Genomic DNA, 19671 nt, shown 5'->3' with positions numbered 1-19671 from the left:
CCGCACCCTCCCCGGTGCCGGGCCGCCGCGACCTCGCGCCGGGCCGGTCGCGGACCGGCCTGCGGGAAGCGCCTCACCGGGAACTGCACACCGTCCGCGGCGCCGCCCGGCCAGGGGCGCCCTGGGCGTCCTGCACCCGCTGGAGATCCCGCAACAGGCCCGTGATGCCGGGGTCCTGGCCCTCGGCGACCCGGGCGATGGTCTGCAGGACGGCCTCGTAGAAGGCGTCCCGTACGGCGGGTGCCATGACGTCCGAGGCGTCCAGGCAGCGCGGACCCTCCCGGAGCCGCTGGGCGATCCTGTGCTCGACGGGGTGGTTCCGCGGGACCACCTCCCGGTTCGCGGAGAAGGAGTCCGCCGAAGCCGCCCACTCCTGCTGGCCGTCCCTGGAGGCCAGCCGCCGGACCAGTTCGCGGGCCCGGGGGCGGTCGCTGAACAGTGCCGCGAAATCTCCCGTGACCTCGTGGGCCCGGACCCGGCCGCCGCCGGGCAGCAGCGGGGCGGAGTCCGTGAAGTCCGCGTGCGGCGCCTCGGTCCGGTAGAAGGAAGGGGCGAACGAACCCTGGTGCTCCAGACCGCAGCCGCCCCAGCCGTCGAACAGCAGCCCGTTGCCGTCCGGCGCGCCGCGATGATCGGTGAGCAGGGCGTGCCTGGCCCTGGTCCGGTCCTGCCCGAGCAGCCCGGCCCAGGCCTGCCAGGCCGACCGCACCGGGTCGCTCCGCCACCACCGTGTGCCGCCGGTACCCAGTGCCCACCGCGCGTAGACGCCCGGTCCCGCACGCTGCAGCACGAGATCCTCGATCCAGTCGGTGCCGGGCCAGCCGGAGGCGCCGTCGTCCCCCATGCCGATGCACCAACTCCGCAGCGGCGCGGGCGAGTCGGCGGGCCGCTCGTGCTGCCGGTACCAGACGATGCTCTTCAGGTCCGCCTTGACCGGGACCCAGTACACCGACGACGAAACGGTGCCGGTCGCGTTCCACGGCGCGCCGTACTGCCCCGGGTCGTAGAGCCCGTTCAGCGGTTTGAGGCGGTTCTGGTCGGCGTACTCGGCGAGTTCACCGATACCCGGCATGATCACGATGTCCGGGGGCTCGCCCGACTGCACCTTGGAGAGCAGCACCTCGCGCTGGGCGGCGGTGCCCTGGTAGCGGAAGGGAATGCCGAAGTCCCGCAGCACGGCCTCGAACCGGTCCGCCTGGTCCCCGGTCCACGTGCCCAGGATGGTCACCGGCTCCCCGTCGTCGTGCCGGGCCCAGGCCGCCACCAGCCCGCCGGCCGCGATCAGCAGCATGACCACGAGCACGACCATTACCTTGAACCGCTGGGTCACCGCCGCCTCCAGTAGTCGCTGTCCAGCCGGAGCCCGAGGCCCAGCGCGGGCAGGACGACGACCAGCAGGCCGCCGACCGCGGTGCCCATGTACATCCGGTCGGCCCAGCCGCCGTCGGTCAGTTCCTGCCGCACCTCCTCCGATTCCTGCGCGACGCTCTGCTGTGCCGAGGCCAGTCCCGGACCGGTGCGCCGGGACGTCTCGGTGATCCGGCCGAGGTCACCGAGCGCCCGGTCGAGGCGGTGCCCGGTGGCGGTGGCCGTCAGCAGCGGGAACACCGCGAGCGACACGGTCAGGGCGAACGCCGCCAGCAGGTACGGGTTCCAGTCGCGGCCGCACCGGTCGCGCAGCACGAACAGTGCCGAGAGCAGGGTCAGGGCCATGACGGCCAGGGCGAGTTCGGCGAGCCACCAGCCGGCCCGCTGCCACCGCCCCATGGTGGCCGTGGCCTTGGCGTGTCGCAGCTGGACCCGTTGCAGGGCGTCGAGGCGGGGTGCCAGCCCGACCGTGCTGCGGCTGAGCAGCGAGTCCGCCTCGTCCAGCTTCTGCTCGCGCATCAGCGGCTGGTCGCGGTACATGGACGTCCCCAGACCGAGCGAGTTGCCGTAGGTGTCGAGCAGCCCGTCGACCGTGCCGAGGTCCTGGTCCGTGCGGTCGGCGATCCGGGACAGGCCCTGGTCGGCCGCGGACAGCTGGGACCGGTAGGTCTCGCCCGAGCCCGCCACGTCGACGAGATGCGCCGTCACCAGGGCGTGGGCCTCCTGGTCGGCCCGCACCGCCGCCAGCCGGGCGGCGGCGAGCCCCTGCACGGCCGGCGCCTCACGGGCGGCGAGTGCCGCGGCCCCCTGCCGGGTCTGCCGGTAGGACAGGAACAGGGAGGCCGAGGCGACCACAGCGCACAGGAACAGCACCAGCAGATGCGTCTCCAGCAGCCGTCGGGTCCGCCGGCCGCTCAGCCGCCGGCGCCAGTACGCGGCGGGGGAGTACCGACGCGGGAGGGCGGTCCGCGGGGCCGTCACAGCAGCTTCTCCCCACAGGCGACGCAGTGACGGGCCTCCGGGCCGGCCGGGCGGCGGCAGGCGCCGCAGCGCGGGCCAGGCGGTGCGTCCACGAAGCCGGACACGGGCCCGCCCGGACGGGAGCCCGCCCGCAGGATCATCGGGCCGAGCGTGCCGGCGTCCACGGCGCGCAGCCGGACCCGTCCCTCGGCGGCGTCCTCGATGTCGGCGACCGTACGGATCTCGTCCAGTACCCAGTCCGTGCCCAGCCGCGCCGCCAGCCGGGCCGCCTGTGCCAGGTACTCCCGGGCGGTGTCGGGCCTCTCTCCCCGGAGCGCGGTGAGCCCGTCGCGCAGCGCGCCGCGCATCCGGGTGGTGGCGTTGAGGCCGCGCACACTGTCACCGCCCGCCGGACCGGTCGGGGGAGGGGACTGCCGGGGCAGCCGCCAGCGGGCGACGACCGGTGCGTGGACGTCGTCGACGGAGACCATGGCGAACTGGAGGTCGGTCTCCAACGGGTCGCCGTCGGCGCCCGCGACCAGGGTGAGCAGGTAGTCGCGGCTGCCCTGCTCCCACTGGTGGGTGGGGAAGCTCCAGCGGTGCGGCCGGTCGGTGTCGGGCAGCCCGACGAGCCGGTGCGGCCGGGGTGCCTTCTCGCTGAGCGAGACCTGACGCACCGAGGGCCGCAGGGTCACCTCGATCGCCAGCTGCGACGGTCCCACCCGGCGCAGCCGTGCGACGGCGTCGGTGACCGCCCCGCCGAGGCCCTCGTCCACGAACTGGGCGGTGCCGTGCAGCCGTTCGGCGATGGCCAGCAGCGGATCGGGCGCCCAGTCGGCGCCCACCGCGAACACGTCGCAGGTGAACCTCTCCGCGCAGCGGGCGAGTTCCTCCTCGAGGCGGGTCTCTCCGGCGGCGCTGCTGCCGTCGGTGATCAGCACCAGATGCGGTACGGACAACGGGCGCCCGGCGAGCAACGCCCGTGCCTTGGCCGCCCAGGGGGCGTATCCGGCGGGACGCGGCCCGTCCCGGTGCAGCGGCAGCGAGCCGACGGCGAACGCCGCCCGGCGCCGCTGGTCGCCGTCGGCGACGGCCCAGTCGTCGGTGCCCCGCGGGTAGCAGCGGACCGGCTCGGGACCACTGCCCAGCACGGTGAAGGAGATCCCGTCGGGCAGGGCGCGCAGCGCGGCCGGCAGCGCGTGGCGTACGGCCGCGCGCCGCGCCTCGGCGACGTCCACCGCGATGATCACCGCGAGTTCGACCGCGGGCAGGTCGGCGGGGGCCCGGTCGGCGGCCACGTCGACCCGCAGATGGGCCTCGATCTTGGTGTTGCGGTGCGGTCGCAGATCTCCGTCGAGGTCGACGTGGAGGCGGACGCGTGGCCGCGACGGCCGGGTGTGGCTGCTCATGTCCTCCGTCACCGCTCCTTCCCTTCGTCACCGTGGGGGGCGCGCCGCGGGAGCGGCGCCGTACGGCCGCGCGGGCCGGTCGTGCCGGTCGTGCCGTGTGCTGCCGGTGTGGTGCGGACCGGTCCGGACGTGTGCCGTGGGCCTCCGTCGTGTCGCGAGGCCCGGTCGTGCGGGGTGCGTTGTGATCGTGGCGCGTGTGGTCCGGCTGGACCCGTGCGGGTGGTCAGACCCGGGTCTGCGGCCGTACCGCGTGCAAGAGGTCCACGAGATGCTCGTGGGCGGCGGGCGACTCCCGGTGCCGGGCCGCCAGTTGCCGGTACAGGGACTCCATCCGGCCGCGTTGCTCGCGCTCGGGCGGGCTCAGGCCTCTGAGCCTGCGGGCGTCGAGCCGGCCGGCGCCCGCGCCCGGAGCACCGGGCAGGTCGCTCTGGTGGTGCAGCGCGTCCAGCTTCCACTCGTGCAGCTCGGTCCGCAGCCGCAGCGCCTCGTCCTCGGACAGACTCGGCTCGCCCGCGCCCGGCCCACGGCCCACCAGTACGGGCACCTCGGCCAGCACCGCGTCGACCTCGGCGGGCGCGGGCAGCGCGGCGAAGTTCTCCGGCGCCGGACCGAGGCCACCGGGCAGCCGGGCCGCGCGGATCCGCAGCGACGCGATCCGGGCGACGGTGTGGTCCAGGGTGCCGGGCCCCACCCGGCCGAGGACGTCGAGGGCCGCCCGCCGGTCGCCCGCGCGCAGTGCCAGCCTGGCCAGCCCCAGCGCGGCCCCGCCGTGCGCGGGGTTGCGGGCGAACACCGCCTCGTACAGCTCCCGCGCGGTGGGCCCGTTCCCGGGGTCGCCGAGCCGCTCCCCGCAGTAGGCGAGGGCGAGCTTGGGGGCGTACTCGCCGGGCAGTTCGAGGTGGACCCGCAGGAAGTGGGTCCGGGCCGCGGTGACCTGGTGGGGGGCGTCGTGGAGACCGGCGTGCCGCAGCGCCAGCAGCGCGCGGTGCCACTCCAGCCGCCACCGGCGCACCGCGGACGGCCCTGGAATGGAGTCGGCGGTGTCCAGTTCCGCCTGGGCCAGCTCCAGATCGTCGCGGGTGTTCCGGCCCAGCAGGACCCGCACGTTGTGCAGACAGATCTCCACCGACGCCGGTTTCTCGTCCTCCTGGTCGAGCAGGAGGCCGGGGTCGTAACCGCTGCTCACCTCGAACCGCGCGGTCTGCGGGTCGCCCGGATACCGTCGCGGCACCGGCAGGCAGCCCGCGATCTCCGTGGGCGTGGGGGCGCCGAGATCGAGGGCGGGGGCCACCGGCGGCTCGTACCGGTCGCGGCGGGGCCGCTCCAGCCAGTGTTCGATGCCCGGTACCGTGCCGAGCCGGGCGCCGAGCAACTGCGGGGACGGACGGAAGTAGTCGGAGGGTTCGGGCGGGTCGCTCTTGCCGCGCAGCGCCCGGATCTCCCGGAGCGCGCCCCGCAGTTGGCCGGCCATCTCGCGGGCGTCGGCGAAGCGCCGTCCGGGGTCGGTCCGCACGGCGCGCTCGACGACCTGCCAGAAGGAGCCGGTGCCGAGGCCGGGCACCTCGTCGACGGCCCACCGGGCGAGTTCGCGCAGGGTGACGCCGACGGTGTGCAGGTCGTGGGCGACGGTGGGCAGGCCCGAGAACGCGGTCTCGGGCGCCATGAAGTCGCTGGTCACATGGGCGGGCGGCCGGCTCTGACCCTCCTCGCGCATCCCGCCGAGGTCGATGACCTTCACGCCGTCCCCGTGGTGCACGACGTTCGAGGGCTTCATGTCCCCGTAGACGAAGACCCGTTCGCCGCCCGCGTGCAGATGCGCGAGGGCTTCGAGGATCTGGCAGCCGTACGCCGCCACGTGCTCGATGTCGAGTACGGACTCGCCCCGCCGGGTCTCCTCGACGACCTTCTCCAGGGTGCCGTCCCCGACGTCGTCCATGACGATGTAGCCACCGGTGATCTCCCCGGTGTCGTCGCCGCGGGCGACGAAGTCCCGGATCTGGACGATCCGCGGGTGGCGGATGGCGACCAGGTTTCGGCGCTCCACGTCGGCGAGCCGGGCGCCGTCCTGCTCGTACCGGTTGAGCAGGCCCTTGACGGCGACGACGTCCCCCAGGTGGGTGTCCTCGGCGAGGTAGACCCAGCCCTGGCCGCCGTGGTCGATGGGCCCCATGATCCGGTACTGGTCCCGCAGCAACTCGCCCTCGGTGAGCTCGGGTTCGTACGAGTAACGCTCCCCGCACGCCGGGCAGTACCCCGTGACGGGGACCGGGCCCTCGGTGTAGGGCGGGGCGAAGGTGATCCCGCAGTCGGCGGCCGAGCACCCCATCCGGACGCGCAGCGGCGCCTCCGCACGGATCAGGCGAGCCCCGGCGGGACGCGGTGCGCGGTCCGGCAGCGTGAGCAGGTCGCGGGGGCCGAGGTCACGCGGGTCCTCGGGCAGGACGGGCAGCCTGACGCCGTGCTCCGCACGGCCGCACCGGTCGCACCAGCCGGTGGGCAGGACCGAGCCCGGACAGGGCGATCCGTCGAAGTCCCGGTGCGGACACCCGGACACCCTGCTGGTGCTGGTGCTGGTGCTGGTGCTGGTGCCTGTGCCTGTGCCTGTGCCCGTGCCGGTGGCGTTGCCGCCGGCGTCCGCGTCCGCGTCGGCGGCAACGTCGGCGTTGCCCTCGATCCGGGCCCGGTCCGTGCGGTGTTCCCGCATCACCGGCCCCCCTGTCGGTCCAGGTCGGTGCGCAGCGTTCGCAACAGCGCCCGCAGGCCAGGCAGTTGCCGTTCCGGATCAGGCAACGCGCTGATCCGGCGGAGTTCGGCCCGGCGCAGGTCGGCCGTCTCGGTGACGGAGGCGAGGGAGGCGCTGTCGACGACATCGCGGCGGATCGCGCCGGCGGACTCGGCGCTTTCCAGGCGGCCGAGCAGGGTGTCCGCGTGACCGAGGAGCGCGGGCCGCAGCAGCTCGTCGCGGGCGGTGTTCCAGCCCGTACCGCCTTCGTGACGGAAGACCAGCAGCATCCGGAAGCCCAACAGCCTTAATCGGAGCAGCAGTTCCACCAACGCGCCGGCCCGGGGCTCCTCGTCCAGGCCGTCGACCACCAGGGTGACGGGCCGGGCGGGCGCGGGGATCGCCCCCGTCGGGCGGCCCGCGGTGCCGAGCAGCCAGTTCCAGTACGCGAGGTACTCGCCGACCGGGAAGGAGATCCGGCCCAGGGCGTGGTCGGCGAGGTGCGGTCTGCTGTCGCCGCCGCGGTGCACGAGGTCGGCGCGGTGCAGCAGATGACGCAGCGAACGGTCCTTGCCCGTGCCCGGGGGAACCACGGTGATCTTCACCGGTTCCTCGTCCGGATCGTCGAACCACCGGTCCAGACGCTCCTCGAAGGCGTGGTCCCAGGCGTCCGGGGCGCTCAACTCCGCCACCAACGGCGAGAGTTCGGCGATGCGATCGACCGGTACCAGATACGAGAAGGCGAGTCGGCTGTCCTCGGGCAGCGGCCTGCCCAGGTCCCCGCGCCAGCTGACGACGAGGCCGACCACCCGCCCCGGACGCCCCTCCCGGGGCCGCGTGCACACACCGGCACCGCTGAACCCGGGGCGTACCACCTCGGCCTTGGTGACGGCGTCGAGCTGTACCCACTCGCCGCTGACCCCGCCGACCCGGCCCTTCAGGCTCATACCGTCGTCGAAGCCCTCCGCGTACCCGGTCGCGTACACCTCCGCACCGACGCCGAGCGCGGGCTCCAGCCGGGCCGGGCGTGCGCGTGGGCGCGGACTGTCGAGCCGTAGCACCGCGACGTCCTCGCCGTGTCCGCCCTCCCGGAGCCAGCCGCCCGCCATGACCCGTGCGGACACCGGATCCAGGGAGCTGTTCTCGGCGAACTCCAGCCACATCACGGCGTCCGGGTGGCGTACCACATGCGCACAGGTCAGCGCCGTGTGCTGGTCCACGAGTACACCGGCCCCGCAGACGGGGCCGTGCGCGTCCTCGCGTCGCAGCCTGAGTCTCCAGTCCGCACGCAGTTCCCCCATGCTGTCTCACACTACGCGCGGGGCATCGCCCGTCCCTAGACTCGTGACCAGGTTGGATCGGTCGATCAGCGGAAGACGGCGGTGAGTTGTCATGGGGGATCCAGAACCGATCGGTCTCGCGGAGGCCATCGGCACGGTACGCGCGGAGCTGGCCCGGGCCCAGGCCGAAGGCGCGGAGAGCGACTGGCGGTTCAGCGTGGAGCAGGTGAGCCTGGAGTTCTCGGTGCAGTTCCACCGGGCCGGTGAGGGCGGTGCGGGGCTGCGCCTGGGTGTCGTCGAGGCCCGCCTGGGCGGCTCGGTCAGCCACGACTCCACCCATCGCATCCAGGTCGACCTCAAGCCGCTGCCCCGCCCGGACGGCCGCCACCACGAGGTCGGCCGCTAGTGCTGCGACCGGAAAGGTTCACCGGCTCGCGACGCCCGGCACGGCACCTCGCCGCGTTGTCGCATCGCCCGAGTACATCCAGTACGCGGGCGATGCTCCGCCTTGCGATGCACCGCACCGGACGCCGCGAGCCTTCCGGTAAACCTTTCCGGTCACAGCACTAGCCCCGGGCGCGGGGGCTCCGGTCCGCTCCTGAGGAGCCGTCAGGGACCCTCCTTCGGGGACGTCGTCGCAGGCCGGCCGGCGCGCGCAGAATGATGCGCGTCCGCCGGCGCATCCGGCGAATCGACCCGCGTGAGGCCACCGAAGATGGCAGTGCAAGTGGCAGAGAGAGACGAGACTCCCTTCTCGTTCATCGAAGTCGACTCCCTCTCCTTCCGTTTCGACGATCACCGGCTGCGTACCGCGCGCATCGAGGGCCGGCTCCTGGACAGCAAGTACGGCCCGGTCGTGTGCGATCACGCGACGGTCGGCCGGCTGCTGCGGGAACCGACCCTGGTGCACGACCCCTGGCGGCAGCTGCGGCACGCCGGGGTGACGGATCAGACGATCGGCTCCTGGTTCGCGTCGCTGCTCATCTTCTCCCGGGCCGAGGACCACGGGACGCTGCGCCAGAGCATGCGCCCGCTCCTGCGCGGCCCGGCCTTCGAGCCTTCCTTCGCCGCCGCGGAGGCACTCGCGGCCACGGCCGGGATCGACGGGGAGTGCGAGTTCGTCGAGGACGTCGCGGACCCGGTCGTGCACGCGCAGGCGGCCCGGCTGCTCGACATCGACCGGGTGACCTATCGCGAGATCGCCGATCCGGTGCGGGATCTGGCCCTGATCCACCGGCTGACGCCGTCGGAGGTGCTCGCACCGGCGAGGGCGGCGGTCGAGCAGGTGCAGGACTTCCTCGGCCGACTGGCCCGCAGACAGGGCGTCACGGCGGCCGAGCGACCGCGGTGGGCGCGCTCCAGGATGTCGCTCCTGATCGGCTTCGAGCCCTACCGCCTCGCGCTCGGCCAGCTGGTGGCCGCCCTCGCCGACCACCCGCGGACCTGGTCCGCGGCGGCCGCCGACGAGACGACCGCGAGGTCGGCCGTACGGGAACTGCTGCGCTGGATGCCGACCGCGCCCCTGCAGATCCGCTTCACCGAGACGCCGTTGGCGCTGGCCGACCGGATCCTGGAGCCCGGCAGCCCGGTCCTGCTGTGCGCGGTGCAGGCCAACCGGGACGGCGAACCCGACGGCGACGCCTACCACCCGCTGCGCGAACCGGGCCGCCCGCACCTGAGTTTCGGCGCTGGCCTCCACTACTGCACAGGCGCCACGGCCTCGGAACGGCAACTGACCGCCGTGCTGCGAGCGCTGGCCGCCCGCTTCCACCCCCCGCGGCCGACGGGCCCCGAGCGCTGGGGGCCACCGTCCGGAGTCCAGGGCCCGATCGAGGTCCCGGTCCGGCTGGACAGACGTCGAGGGCGGGACGCCTGAACGGCGCGGTACCGCCCCCGTCGACCGGGTGCCCGCGCTCCGGGCCGGCCGCCCCGGAGCCGTGCGCGCGGAGAGGCCGCCCGCCTTCCGGACCGGCCGGGCCCTCCCGACCCGCCACCCAGCGGATCAGCGAGGCCCGGCCGTCACGTTCACACGTCAGATGTCCCGGAAGATCTCGATCTGGGCCCCGATCGTGTTCAGTCGCTCCGCGAGGTCCTCGTAACCGCGGTTGATGACGTACACGTTGCGCAGTACGGACGTGCCCTCGGCCGCCATCATCGCCAGCAGGACGACGACCGCGGGGCGCAGTGCCGGCGGGCACATCATCTCGGCGGCGCGCCAGCGGGTCGGGCCCTCCACCAGCACCCGGTGCGGGTCCAGGAGCTGGAGGCGGCCGCCGAGGCGGTTCAGGTCGGTGAGGTAGATCGCGCGGTTGTCGTAGACCCAGTCGTGGATCAGGGTCTTGCCCTGCGCGACCGCCGCGATGGCGGCGAAGAAGGGGACGTTGTCGATGTTCAGGCCCGGGAACGGCATCGGGTGGATCTTGTCGATCGGCGCCTCCAGTTTGGAGGGGCGGACCGTCAGGTCGATCAGCCGGGTGCGGCCGTTGTCCGCGAAGTACTCGGGGCTGCGGTCGTGGTCGAGGCCCATCTCCTCCAGGACGGCGAGTTCGATCTCCAGGAACTCGATCGGGACGCGACGGACCGTCAGCTCCGACTCCGTCACCACCGCCGCGGCCAGCAGGCTCATCGCCTCGACCGGGTCCTCGGAGGGGGAGTAGTCGACGTCGACGTCGATGTTCGGGACGCCGTGCACGGTCAGGGTCGTGGTGCCGATGCCCTCGACCCTGACGCCCAGCGCCTCCAGGAAGAAGCAGAGGTCCTGGACCATGTAGTTGGAGGACGCGTTGCGGATGACGGTGACGCCGTCGTGCCGGGCCGCGGCGAGCAGCGCGTTCTCGGTGACCGTGTCCCCGCGCTCGGTCAGTACGATCGGACGGTCCGGGCGCACCGACCGGTCGACCTGCGCGTGGTACTGCCCCTCGGTCGCCGCGATGTCCAGCCCGAACCGGCGCAGGGCGATCATGTGCGGCTCGATGGTCCGGGTGCCGAGGTCGCAGCCGCCGGCGTACGGCAGCTTGAAGTGGTCCATGCGGTGCAGCAGCGGACCGAAGAACATGATGATCGACCGGGTGCGTACGGCGGCCTCGGCGTCGATCGCCGCCATGTCGAGGTCGGCCGGCGGCACCAGCTCCAGGTCGACGCCCTCGTTGATCCAGCGGGTCCGCACGCCGATCGAGTTGAGCACCTCCAGCAGGCGGTACACCTCCTCGATCCGGGCCACCCGGCGCAGCACCGTGCGCCCCTTGTTCAGCAGCGAGGCGCACAGCAGGGCCACACACGCGTTCTTGCTGGTCTTCACGTCGATCGCGCCGGACAGCCGGCGGCCGCCCACCACCCGCAGGTGCATCGGGCCCGCGTAGCCCAGTGAGACGATCTCGCTGTCCAGGGCTTCACCGATTCGAGCGATCATCTCAAGGCTGATGTTTTGGTTGCCGCGCTCGATGCGGTTGACAGCGCTCTGACTGGTGCCGAGCGCCTCCGCGAGCTGCGCCTGCGTCCAGCCACGGTGTTGCCGGGCATCACGGATGAGCTTGCCGATGCGTACGAGGTAGTCGTCTGCCATGGGGCCGAGGTTATCTCAGATATGAGATGGTGCGCGGTGGGGGGTCCGTTCGGGTGACGTGCTGTCAGTGCGGTTGCGGTAATGACGAATCCGGATACAGGTGGACCCGGACCGCAGGTGCGTGGATTACTCGCAAAAGGTACAAAATTACCGAAGTCGCCTACATGGTCGACGTGTCGTGCGCCGACCGGATGAACGGGCGTACGACACGCCGAAGGTCGGCCGTGCGGGTGTCCCGTACCTCCGTCCGGGGTCCGGACGCTGCGGGGGCCGGGTCGCCGGCTCGGCGGGTCTCCGGTGCGGACGGTGTGGGCGGTGCGGACGGTGTGGACGGTGCCGCGGGGCGGGCCGCCGGGGCCCCGGTCCGCCCCGGGGGCGTCACCGGCGGCGCTCCTTGGAGGTGTGCCGCCAGCCGAACGGTCCGGGCAGGTCCATGGACGTGGTCCGGCGACCCGTGCTGCTGTGCGTGTGCCGGGGGCCGTGCTTGCCTCCGGTGGTGATGGACCAGGAATGCCGGTTGATGTTGAGGCGTACTCCGGGCAGGATCCGGAAGCTCTTCCGGAAGGTGAGCGGCATGGGTGCGACTCCTCTCGCTTCGCACGTCGCATACCCCCGCTTCGCGAACTGATGGCCCTGGGGCCGGGATTCGCCCCGGACGTCCGCTCGGGGTCCGCCGGCTCCCTCCCGTCGGGAGCCGGCGTCCGGTGCGCCGCGGGGAGGGCGGGGGCGGGTCCGGGCATGACCTTCCGGCGCCCGTGTACTAGAGTTATCTCGACATCGAGATATCTGCCTAGGCGCACCGTAGCCGCCACCTCTAGTAAGGCATGCCTAACTTAGCCTGACCTTACTGGATCGGCCAAGTCGGCGTGGCGGCACGATTGACGGTGGTACGCGCACATCAATGAAGGAGACTGTCGTGTCGGCGAACAGCTTCGACGCCCGCAGCACGCTGCAGGTGGGCGACGAGTCGTACGAGATCTTCCGGCTGGACAAGGTGGAAGGCTCGGCTCGCCTTCCGTACAGCCTGAAGGTGCTGCTGGAGAACCTGCTCCGCACGGAGGACGGCGCGAACATCACCGCCGACCACATCCGTGCCCTCGGCGGCTGGGACTCGCAGGCTCAGCCCAGCCAGGAGATCCAGTTCACGCCGGCCCGCGTGATCATGCAGGACTTCACCGGCGTCCCCTGCGTCGTGGACCTCGCCACCATGCGCGAGGCCGTGAAGGAGCTCGGCGGCGACCCGGCGAAGATCAACCCGCTGGCCCCGGCCGAGCTGGTCATCGACCACTCCGTCATCGCCGACAAGTTCGGCACCCACGACGCCTTCGCCCAGAACGTCGAGCTGGAGTACGGCCGCAACCGCGAGCGCTACCAGTTCCTGCGCTGGGGCCAGACCGCGTTCGACGAGTTCAAGGTCGTCCCGCCGGGCACCGGCATCGTCCACCAGGTGAACATCGAGCACCTGGCGCGCACCGTCATGGTCCGCGGCGGGCAGGCGTACCCCGACACCCTGGTCGGCACCGACTCGCACACCACCATGGTCAACGGCCTCGGCGTGCTGGGCTGGGGCGTCGGCGGCATCGAGGCCGAGGCCGCCATGCTGGGCCAGCCGGTCTCCATGCTCATCCCGCGCGTCGTCGGCTTCAAGCTGACCGGTGAGCTCAAGCCCGGCACCACCGCCACGGACCTCGTCCTCACCATCACCGAGATGCTCCGCAAGCACGGTGTGGTCGGCAAGTTCGTCGAGTTCTACGGCGAGGGCGTGGCGGCCACCAGCCTCGCCAACCGCGCCACCATCGGCAACATGTCGCCGGAGTTCGGCTCCACCGCCGCGATCTTCCCGATCGACGGCGAGACCCTGAACTACCTGCGCCTGACCGGCCGGGACGCCCAGCAGGTCGCGCTCGTCGAGGCGTACGCCAAGGAGCAGGGCCTCTGGCTGGACCCGAAGGCCGAGCCCGACTTCTCCGAGAAGCTCGAGCTGGACCTCGCCACGGTCGTCCCGTCCATCGCCGGCCCGAAGCGCCCGCAGGACCGCATCGTCCTCGCGAACGCCGCCGAGCAGTTCAAGACCGACGTGCGCAACTACGTCGACACCGCCGACGAGGCGGGCAAGGAGTCCTTCCCGGCCTCCGACGCCCCGGCGTCCACCAACGGCGTGCCGACCAACCCGGTCACCGTCACCGCCCCCGACGGCTCGACCTACGAGATCGACCACGGCGCGGTCACCGTCGCGGCCATCACCTCCTGCACCAACACCTCCAACCCGTACGTCATGGTCGCCGCCGCGCTGGTGGCCAAGAAGGCGGTCGAGAAGGGCCTGACCCGCAAGCCCTGGGTCAAGACCACCCTCGCCCCGGGTTCCAAGGTCGTCACCGACTACTTCGAGAAGGCGGGCCTGACCCCCTACCTCGACAAGGTCGGCTTCAACCTGGTCGGCTACGGCTGCACCACCTGCATCGGCAACTCCGGCCCGCTGCCGGAGGAGGTCTCCAAGGCCGTCAACGACCACGACCTCGCGGTCACCTCGGTCCTCTCCGGCAACCGGAACTTCGAGGGCCGGATCAACCCCGACGTCAAGATGAACTACCTGGCCTCCCCGCCGCTGGTCGTCGCCTACGCGATCGCCGGCTCGATGAAGGTCGACATCACCAAGGACGCCCTGGGCACCGACACCGACGGCAAGCCGGTGTACCTCCAGGACATCTGGCCGACCGAGGCCGAGGTCAACGAGGTCGTGGCGAGCGCCATCGGCGAGGACATGTTCAACAAGTCCTACGCCGACGTCTTCGCAGGCGACGCCCAGTGGCAGGCGCTCCCGGTCCCGACCGGCAACACCTTCGAGTGGGACGCCGAGTCCACCTACGTCCGCAAGCCCCCCTACTTCGAGGGCATGCAGCACGAGCCGGCGCCCGTCACCGACATCGCCGGTGCCCGCGTGCTGGCCAAGCTGGGCGACTCGGTCACCACCGACCACATCTCCCCGGCCGGTGCCATCAAGGCCGACACCCCGGCCGGCAAGTACCTCACCGAGCACGGTGTGGAGCGTCGCGACTTCAACTCCTACGGCTCCCGCCGAGGCAACCACGAGGTCATGATCCGCGGCACGTTCGCCAACATCCGCCTGCGCAACCAGATCGCGCCGGGCACCGAGGGCGGCTACACCCGCGACTTCACGCAGGCCGACGCGCCGGTGGCGTTCATCTACGACGCCTCCCGCAACTACATCGAGCAGGGCATCCCGCTGGTCGTCCTGGCCGGCAAGGAGTACGGCTCCGGCTCGTCCCGCGACTGGGCCGCCAAGGGCACCGCGCTGCTCGGCGTCAAGGCCGTCATCGCCGAGTCGTACGAGCGCATCCACCGCTCGAACCTGATCGGCATGGGCGTGCTCCCGCTGCAGTTCCCGGAGGGCGCCACCGCCGAGTCCCTCGGTCTGACCGGCGAGGAGACCTTCTCCTTCACCGGTGTCGAGGAGCTCAACAACGGCACCACCCCGCGCACGGTCAAGGTCACCACCGACTCGGGCGTCGAGTTCGACGCGGTCGTCCGGATCGACACCCCCGGTGAGGCCGACTACTACCGCAACGGCGGCATCATGCAGTACGTGCTGCGCAGCCTGATCCGCAAGTAGCCCCCAGGGGCCAGCAAGGGCCGCGTCCCCGGTCACCGGGGACGCGGCCCTTCGCCGTACGCCGGTACCGGGCGCGACGGGGCGGCCGGGAACGAGCCGTCGCCCGCCTCGCCCACGTCGGGTGTCACCGGCGACGGCCCCTGCCGTCAGGGCGTCAGTCGTACGGGTTGATCGAGGTGGCGGACGTGCTGCAGTTGTCGAAGGTCGTGTCGCGGCAGACCGTCAGCCAGAGGCTGTGGATGCCGCCGTCCAGGCTGCCCGGCAGGCTGCCCCAGGTGGTGGTGGTACCGCACCCGGCGCTGTTGAAGTGGTTCGGGAACTGGAAGCCCGGCACGGAGACGTGGAAGAACACCGGGTGGGCGTCGCACGAGGTGTCGCTGAGCTTCACGTTGCGCAGGGTGAACGATTCCGAGCCGGTCCAGTCGACGGTGAGCGAGGCGGAGGCGCCCGTGGTGCTGGCGCTGAGCGTGTCGTTGTCCGCGGCGCTGGCCGTGCCGGGCGTGAGCCCGAGGGCCGCGGCCGCGAGGCCGGCCACGACGGCCGCGATGGCACGCTTCTTCATGAGTCCTCCCGTGTTTTCAAGCACGTGTTCGGTCTGATGTCCGGCCGGGGTGTCCGCCCCGGCCCGGCCGCAGCAGGCTTTCGGCGTGGTCGGGAATATGCCAAGGAGTTCCGGCCGTCCTGGGACGCCGGGATGCCGTCGGTGTGCTGAACTGCCGTGTCGCGGGGGTGGTGGGACGCGCCTGGGATGTGACCGGGGCAGCCGCCCGGGGCACGTGGGCCGTGGGAGGCGGGAGGCTCGCGCGTCGGCGCCTCCGAGGAACGGCGGGTACGTGCCCGGCGTTTGCAGCCGTGCCCAGCTTTTAGCCGTGCCCAGCTTTTAGCCGTGCCCAGCTTTTAGCCGTGCCCAGCCTTTACAGCCGTTCCCGGCGTTTACAGCCGTTCCCGTTCGCGCTACCGTCTCGCGGAGTGGGGTGGGAGCGCTCCCATAACCTTCGGCGGACCGGAACCCGCCGAGGCGCCGGGCCCGCTTCCGCCCCGCCCTCGACTTCCGTCGGGGCTGCTCTCCGCGGTGCCCGGCCTCTGCTCTGGGCGGACCCGGTGTCGGTGCACACCGGGTCCGCGAGCCGGGCAGGGAGGGGGGTGGGGTCCTGCCCGGGGGAAGTGGCTCGAACTGCCACGTGCGCGCTGTGCTGTTCGGCTTGTGTCGACGCTGCGGGACACGACAACGTTGTCTGATGGTCCTTTCATGACTCTACCGCCCCAACCGACAACGATGTCAAGCCACTTCGCGTAGCCCGACCGGGTGAACAGGGGTGATGCCGGTCGGCGGACGTGCGGTCGGAGGCGGTCTTCCGTGTTACGGGTGGCGCACGTTACTGTCCCTGCGGCTTGTGCGACCTGTGGTGCGCGACCCGTCCGGAGGAGGAAGGGCCGCGTCATGCGTTTCCGTCCCATGTCCCTGCTGCTGGCCGCGGTGCTCGCGGCCGGCGGCGCCACCCCCGCCCTCGCGGCGACCGCCGGCGGGCCACCCGAGCGAGCCCCCGAACTGGTCAAGGACCCCACGGCGTACGTGGATCCACTGATCGGCACCAAGAACGGCGGCGACACCTTCCCGGGCGCCGTCGTGCCGTTCGGCATGCTCTCCTGGAGCCCGGAGAACACCAGAGGCGACGCCACCAGAACGGCCGCGCCCGGCGGTTACCAGTACGACGCCACCCGCATCCGCGGATTCAGCCTCACCCACATGTCCGGCACCGGCTGCGCCGGCGGCAGCGGGGACATCCCCTTCTTCCCGTACGCCGGCGACGTCACCTCGTCCCCGGCGAGCGACACCAAGGACGCCGTCTACGCCTCGGACTTCAGCCACGCCGACGAGAAGGCCGAGCCCGGCCACTACCGGGTCGGCCTCGCCTCCGGTGTCACCGCCGACCTCACCGCGACCGCCCGCACCGGCTCGGCCCGGTTCGGCTACCCGGCCGGCAAGCCCGCCTCGCTGCTGATCCGTACCGCCAACTCCGAGGTCGGCTCGGCCGATTCGACGGTCACCATCGACCCGGCCACCCGCACCGTCTCCGGCTCGGTCACCTCCGGGAACTTCTGCGGCTACCTCGACCCGGAGGGCCAACGGTCCTACTACACCCTGTACTTCACCGCGCACTTCGACCGCGCCTTCGCCACCGCGGGCACCTGGCAGGACGACCGGCTCAGCCCCGGATCCACGACCGCCTCCGGCTCAACCGGCGGCTTCTCGTCCGGCGGACGTCCGGTCGCCGGCAAGGGGGCGGGAGGATACGTCGAGTTCGCGCCCGGCACCGGTCCGGTCAACGTCAAAGTCGGCATCTCCTACGTCAGCGGGTCCGCCGCCGAGGCGAACCTGAAGGCCGAGAACCCGCCCCGGCGCTCCTTCGACGCCGTCCGGGACGCGGCCCGTCGCGCCTGGCGCGACCGCCTCGGCGCCATCCGCGTCGGAGGCGGCACGGACGCCGACCGCACCACCTTCTACACCGCCCTGTACCACTCCCTGTTCCACCCGAACGTCATCAGCGACGCCGACGGCCGCTACCGGGGCAGCGACGACCGGGTGCACCGGGTCGGGCACGGCCACCGGGCGCAGTACGGCACGTTCTCCGGCTGGGACGTCTACCGCGACCAGGTCCAGCTCCTCACCCTCCTCGACCCCCGGACCGGCTCGGACATCGCCCAGTCGCTCTACGAACTCGCCCGGCAGAACGGCGGGACCTGGGACCGGTGGCTGCACGGCGCGAGCGGCACCCACGTCATGAACGGCGACCCCTCGCCCACCGCCCTCGCCGGCATCCGCGCCTTCGGCGGCACCGACTTCGACCTGAAGGGCGCCCTTCGCTCGCTGGTGAGGGCGGCCACGGTACCGACCGCCGAGGACCTGTCACCGGCGGGCAAGCCCGTGCTGTCGGCCGGGCAGCGCCCGTCCCTGGACAAGTACCTGGACAAGCACTACATGCCGTCCGTCTCCAACGCCTGGGGCGGCGCCGCCGAGACCCTGGAGATGTCCACCGCCGACTTCTCCCTCTCCCAGCTCGCCGCCGCGGCGGGGGAGAAGAGCACGGCGGCAGCCTTCGCCGACCGGTCGCAGTGGTGGCAGAACAACTTCAACATCGCCGCCGACCCGAGCGGCGGCTACATCGCCAACCGCAAGGCCGACGGCAGCTGGGTCACCGGCTTCACCCCGGCCACCGGCAACGGGTTCGTGGAGGGCACCGCCGCCCAGTACACCTGGATGGTCCAGCACGACCCGGCCGGACTGTTCGCCGCGATGGGCGGCACGGACCAGGCCCTGGCCCGCCTCGACTCCTTCTTCCACAACGACGACGGCAGCTGGGCCCTCACCGGCGGCGGCGGGGACAAGTCCGAGCTGGACAACGAGCCCTCGATCAACGTGCCGTACCTGTACGACTACGCGGGCGCCCCGTACAAGGCCCAGGAGACCGTCCGGGCGGCCATGACCACGCTCTGGAACACCGGCCCCGGCGGCATCCCGGGCAACGACGACCTCGGCGCGATGTCGTCCTGGTACGTCTTCTCGGCGCTCGGCATGTACCCCCAGGTCCCCTCCCGTGCCGAACTCGTGCTGGCCTCACCGTTGTTCGAGCGGGTGGAGATCGACCGGCCGGGTGGCAACGACATCTCGATCCGGGCCCGGGGCGCGGCCGCCGACACCCCCTACGTCCAGTCCCTGAAGGTCGACGGCCGTACCAGCGACCGCCCTTGGCTGGACAGCTCGTTCGTCCGCGACGGCGGCCGGCTCGACTACACCCTGTCCGCCACCCCGAACCGCGCCTGGGGTGCCTCCTCGCCGCCGCCCTCCTTCCGCCGGGGCGAGCAGCCGTACCAGATCGGCGTCGGGCCCACCTCCGCGACGCTCGCCCCCGGTGACAGCACCCAGGTCGGCATCCGTGCGCTGTCCCTCACCGGCGGCACCGGCCCGGAGGTCCGTTTCCGGGTGCGGACCCCGGACGGCGTCGAGGCCTCCCCGGCCGAGGGCACGGTGACCGACGGCTCGCAGCGGATCACCCTGGCCACCACCCCGGGTACACCCCAGGGCTACTACGACGTCCAGGTCACGGTGACCTCCGCCGGCACCTCCTACGCCCAGCCGGTCGCCCTGACGGTCGCGGCCCCCGGCACCCTCCTCGCCGCCTACGACAACACCGGGGTCTCGGACGACACCGGCGACCACGCCGAGGGCGACTTCGACGGCGGCGGCTGGAGCTACTCCCGCCAGTCGCTGGCGGCGGCCGGCCTCACCGCGGGCGCCCACGGCACGGTCGACGGTCTCGCCTACACCTGGCCGGACGCGCCCGCGGGCCGTCCCGACAACGCGACGGCGGCCGGCCAGAGCGTCGAACTGGCCACCCCGGCGGCGAGGTTGTCCTTCCTGGGCAGCGCCACCAACGGCAACCAGTCGGCCCGGGCGACCGTCACCTACACCGACGGCACGACCGGCACGGTCGACCTCGCCCTCACCGACTGGACCGTCGGCGGCGGAGGAGGCACCGTCCAGTACGGGAACGAGACCGTGGCACGGACCGCGTACCGCAACGTGGCGGGCGCCGACAAGGACCCGGTGGCCACCTACGTGTTCGCGACCAGGCCGTTCGAGGCGCCGGCGGGCAGGACCATCAGGAGCGTCCGGCTCCCGGACAACGCGGACCTGCACGTCTTCGCCCTCGCCACCGGCTGAGACGGACAGACGCAAG

Annotated in this window: 12 protein-coding genes; 4 read left to right on the top strand and 8 right to left on the bottom strand. The window is 72.4% G+C overall.

Annotated elements, in window-relative coordinates:
- Nucleotides 1-73 precede the first annotated feature (73 nt).
- The 5 genes from ACFY3I_RS04295 to ACFY3I_RS04275 form a co-directional block, all read right to left on the bottom strand.
- The gene (locus ACFY3I_RS04295; RefSeq protein ID WP_390859247.1) at nt 74-1330 is read right to left on the bottom strand and encodes a carbohydrate ABC transporter substrate-binding protein; all 1257 of its coding nucleotides are present in this window, start codon (nt 1328-1330) and stop codon (nt 74-76) included.
- The gene (locus tag ACFY3I_RS04290; RefSeq protein WP_390859246.1) at nt 1327-2349 is read right to left on the bottom strand and encodes a hypothetical protein; all 1023 of its coding nucleotides are present in this window, start codon (nt 2347-2349) and stop codon (nt 1327-1329) included. The genes ACFY3I_RS04295 and ACFY3I_RS04290 overlap by 4 nt, the downstream gene beginning before the upstream one ends.
- On the bottom strand, nt 2346-3737 hold the full coding sequence (locus ACFY3I_RS04285; protein ID WP_390859245.1) for a vWA domain-containing protein: 1392 nt from the start codon (nt 3735-3737) through the stop codon (nt 2346-2348). The genes ACFY3I_RS04290 and ACFY3I_RS04285 overlap by 4 nt, the downstream gene beginning before the upstream one ends.
- A 223-nt stretch (nt 3738-3960) precedes the next feature.
- Nucleotides 3961-6441: a tetratricopeptide repeat protein gene (locus tag ACFY3I_RS04280; protein ID WP_390859244.1), complete on the bottom strand. Its 2481-nt coding sequence runs from the start codon at nt 6439-6441 to the stop codon at nt 3961-3963.
- Nucleotides 6441-7760 (bottom strand): serine protease, encoded by a 1320-nt coding sequence (locus ACFY3I_RS04275; RefSeq protein WP_390859243.1) that lies wholly within the window; start codon nt 7758-7760, stop codon nt 6441-6443. The genes ACFY3I_RS04280 and ACFY3I_RS04275 overlap by 1 nt, the downstream gene beginning before the upstream one ends.
- Nucleotides 7761-7851: 91 nt before the next feature.
- Here ACFY3I_RS04275 and ACFY3I_RS04270 point away from each other — a divergent pair, with 91 nt between their 5' ends.
- Both ACFY3I_RS04270 and ACFY3I_RS04265 read left to right on the top strand, forming a co-directional pair.
- A complete protein-coding gene (locus tag ACFY3I_RS04270; protein ID WP_365292815.1) occupies nt 7852-8145 on the top strand; it encodes a trypco2 family protein in 294 nt (97 codons plus the stop codon).
- Nucleotides 8146-8466: 321 nt separating this feature from the next.
- Nucleotides 8467-9615, top strand: a complete 1149-nt coding sequence (locus ACFY3I_RS04265; protein WP_390859242.1) for a hypothetical protein — start codon at nt 8467-8469, stop codon at nt 9613-9615.
- Nucleotides 9616-9771: 156 nt separating this feature from the next.
- Here ACFY3I_RS04265 and ACFY3I_RS04260 read toward each other — a convergent pair whose 3' ends face one another.
- Nucleotides 9772-11301 carry a helix-turn-helix domain-containing protein gene (locus ACFY3I_RS04260; RefSeq protein ID WP_390859241.1) on the bottom strand — a complete coding sequence of 510 codons (1530 nt, stop codon included), beginning with the start codon at nt 11299-11301 and terminating at the stop codon, nt 9772-9774.
- A gap of 378 nt (nt 11302-11679) precedes the next feature.
- A complete protein-coding gene (locus ACFY3I_RS04255; RefSeq protein ID WP_365292810.1) occupies nt 11680-11877 on the bottom strand; it encodes a DUF4236 domain-containing protein in 198 nt (65 codons plus the stop codon).
- 340 nt (nt 11878-12217) lie between these two features.
- On the opposite strand from ACFY3I_RS04255, the gene acnA reads away from it, so the two are divergent.
- On the top strand, nt 12218-14932 hold the full coding sequence (gene acnA, locus ACFY3I_RS04250) for an aconitate hydratase AcnA (RefSeq protein ID WP_390859428.1): 2715 nt from the start codon (nt 12218-12220) through the stop codon (nt 14930-14932).
- A gap of 154 nt (nt 14933-15086) precedes the next feature.
- Here acnA and ACFY3I_RS04245 read toward each other — a convergent pair whose 3' ends face one another.
- Nucleotides 15087-15494 (bottom strand): hypothetical protein, encoded by a 408-nt coding sequence (locus ACFY3I_RS04245; protein ID WP_365292806.1) that lies wholly within the window; start codon nt 15492-15494, stop codon nt 15087-15089.
- An 879-nt stretch (nt 15495-16373) separates the two neighbouring features.
- Here ACFY3I_RS04245 and ACFY3I_RS04240 point away from each other — a divergent pair.
- Nucleotides 16374-19655 (top strand): GH92 family glycosyl hydrolase, encoded by a 3282-nt coding sequence (locus ACFY3I_RS04240; protein ID WP_390859240.1) that lies wholly within the window; start codon nt 16374-16376, stop codon nt 19653-19655.
- The last annotated feature ends 16 nt before the right edge of the window (nt 19656-19671 follow it).

The sequence above is a fragment of the Streptomyces sp. NPDC001068 genome, assembly GCF_042897315.1.
Lineage (GTDB): Bacteria > Actinomycetota > Actinomycetes > Streptomycetales > Streptomycetaceae > Streptomyces.
This window is presented reverse-complemented; position numbering and strand designations above follow the sequence as displayed.

Excerpts from the sequence above, each read along its gene's own strand:
- ACFY3I_RS04285 (WP_390859245.1), bottom strand. The coding sequence starts at position 3,737 with ATGAGCAGCCACACCCGGCCGTCGCGGCCACGCGTCCGCCTCCACGTC.
- ACFY3I_RS04280 (WP_390859244.1), bottom strand. The coding sequence starts at position 6,441 with ATGCGGGAACACCGCACGGACCGGGCCCGGATCGAGGGCAACGCCGAC.
- ACFY3I_RS04275 (WP_390859243.1), bottom strand. The coding sequence starts at position 7,760 with ATGGGGGAACTGCGTGCGGACTGGAGACTCAGGCTGCGACGCGAGGAC.
- ACFY3I_RS04270 (WP_365292815.1), top strand. The coding sequence starts at position 7,852 with ATGGGGGATCCAGAACCGATCGGTCTCGCGGAGGCCATCGGCACGGTA.
- ACFY3I_RS04260 (WP_390859241.1), bottom strand. The coding sequence starts at position 11,301 with ATGGCAGACGACTACCTCGTACGCATCGGCAAGCTCATCCGTGATGCC.
- ACFY3I_RS04255 (WP_365292810.1), bottom strand. The coding sequence starts at position 11,877 with ATGCCGCTCACCTTCCGGAAGAGCTTCCGGATCCTGCCCGGAGTACGC.
- ACFY3I_RS04245 (WP_365292806.1), bottom strand. The coding sequence starts at position 15,494 with ATGAAGAAGCGTGCCATCGCGGCCGTCGTGGCCGGCCTCGCGGCCGCG.
- ACFY3I_RS04240 (WP_390859240.1), top strand. The coding sequence starts at position 16,374 with ATGCGTTTCCGTCCCATGTCCCTGCTGCTGGCCGCGGTGCTCGCGGCC.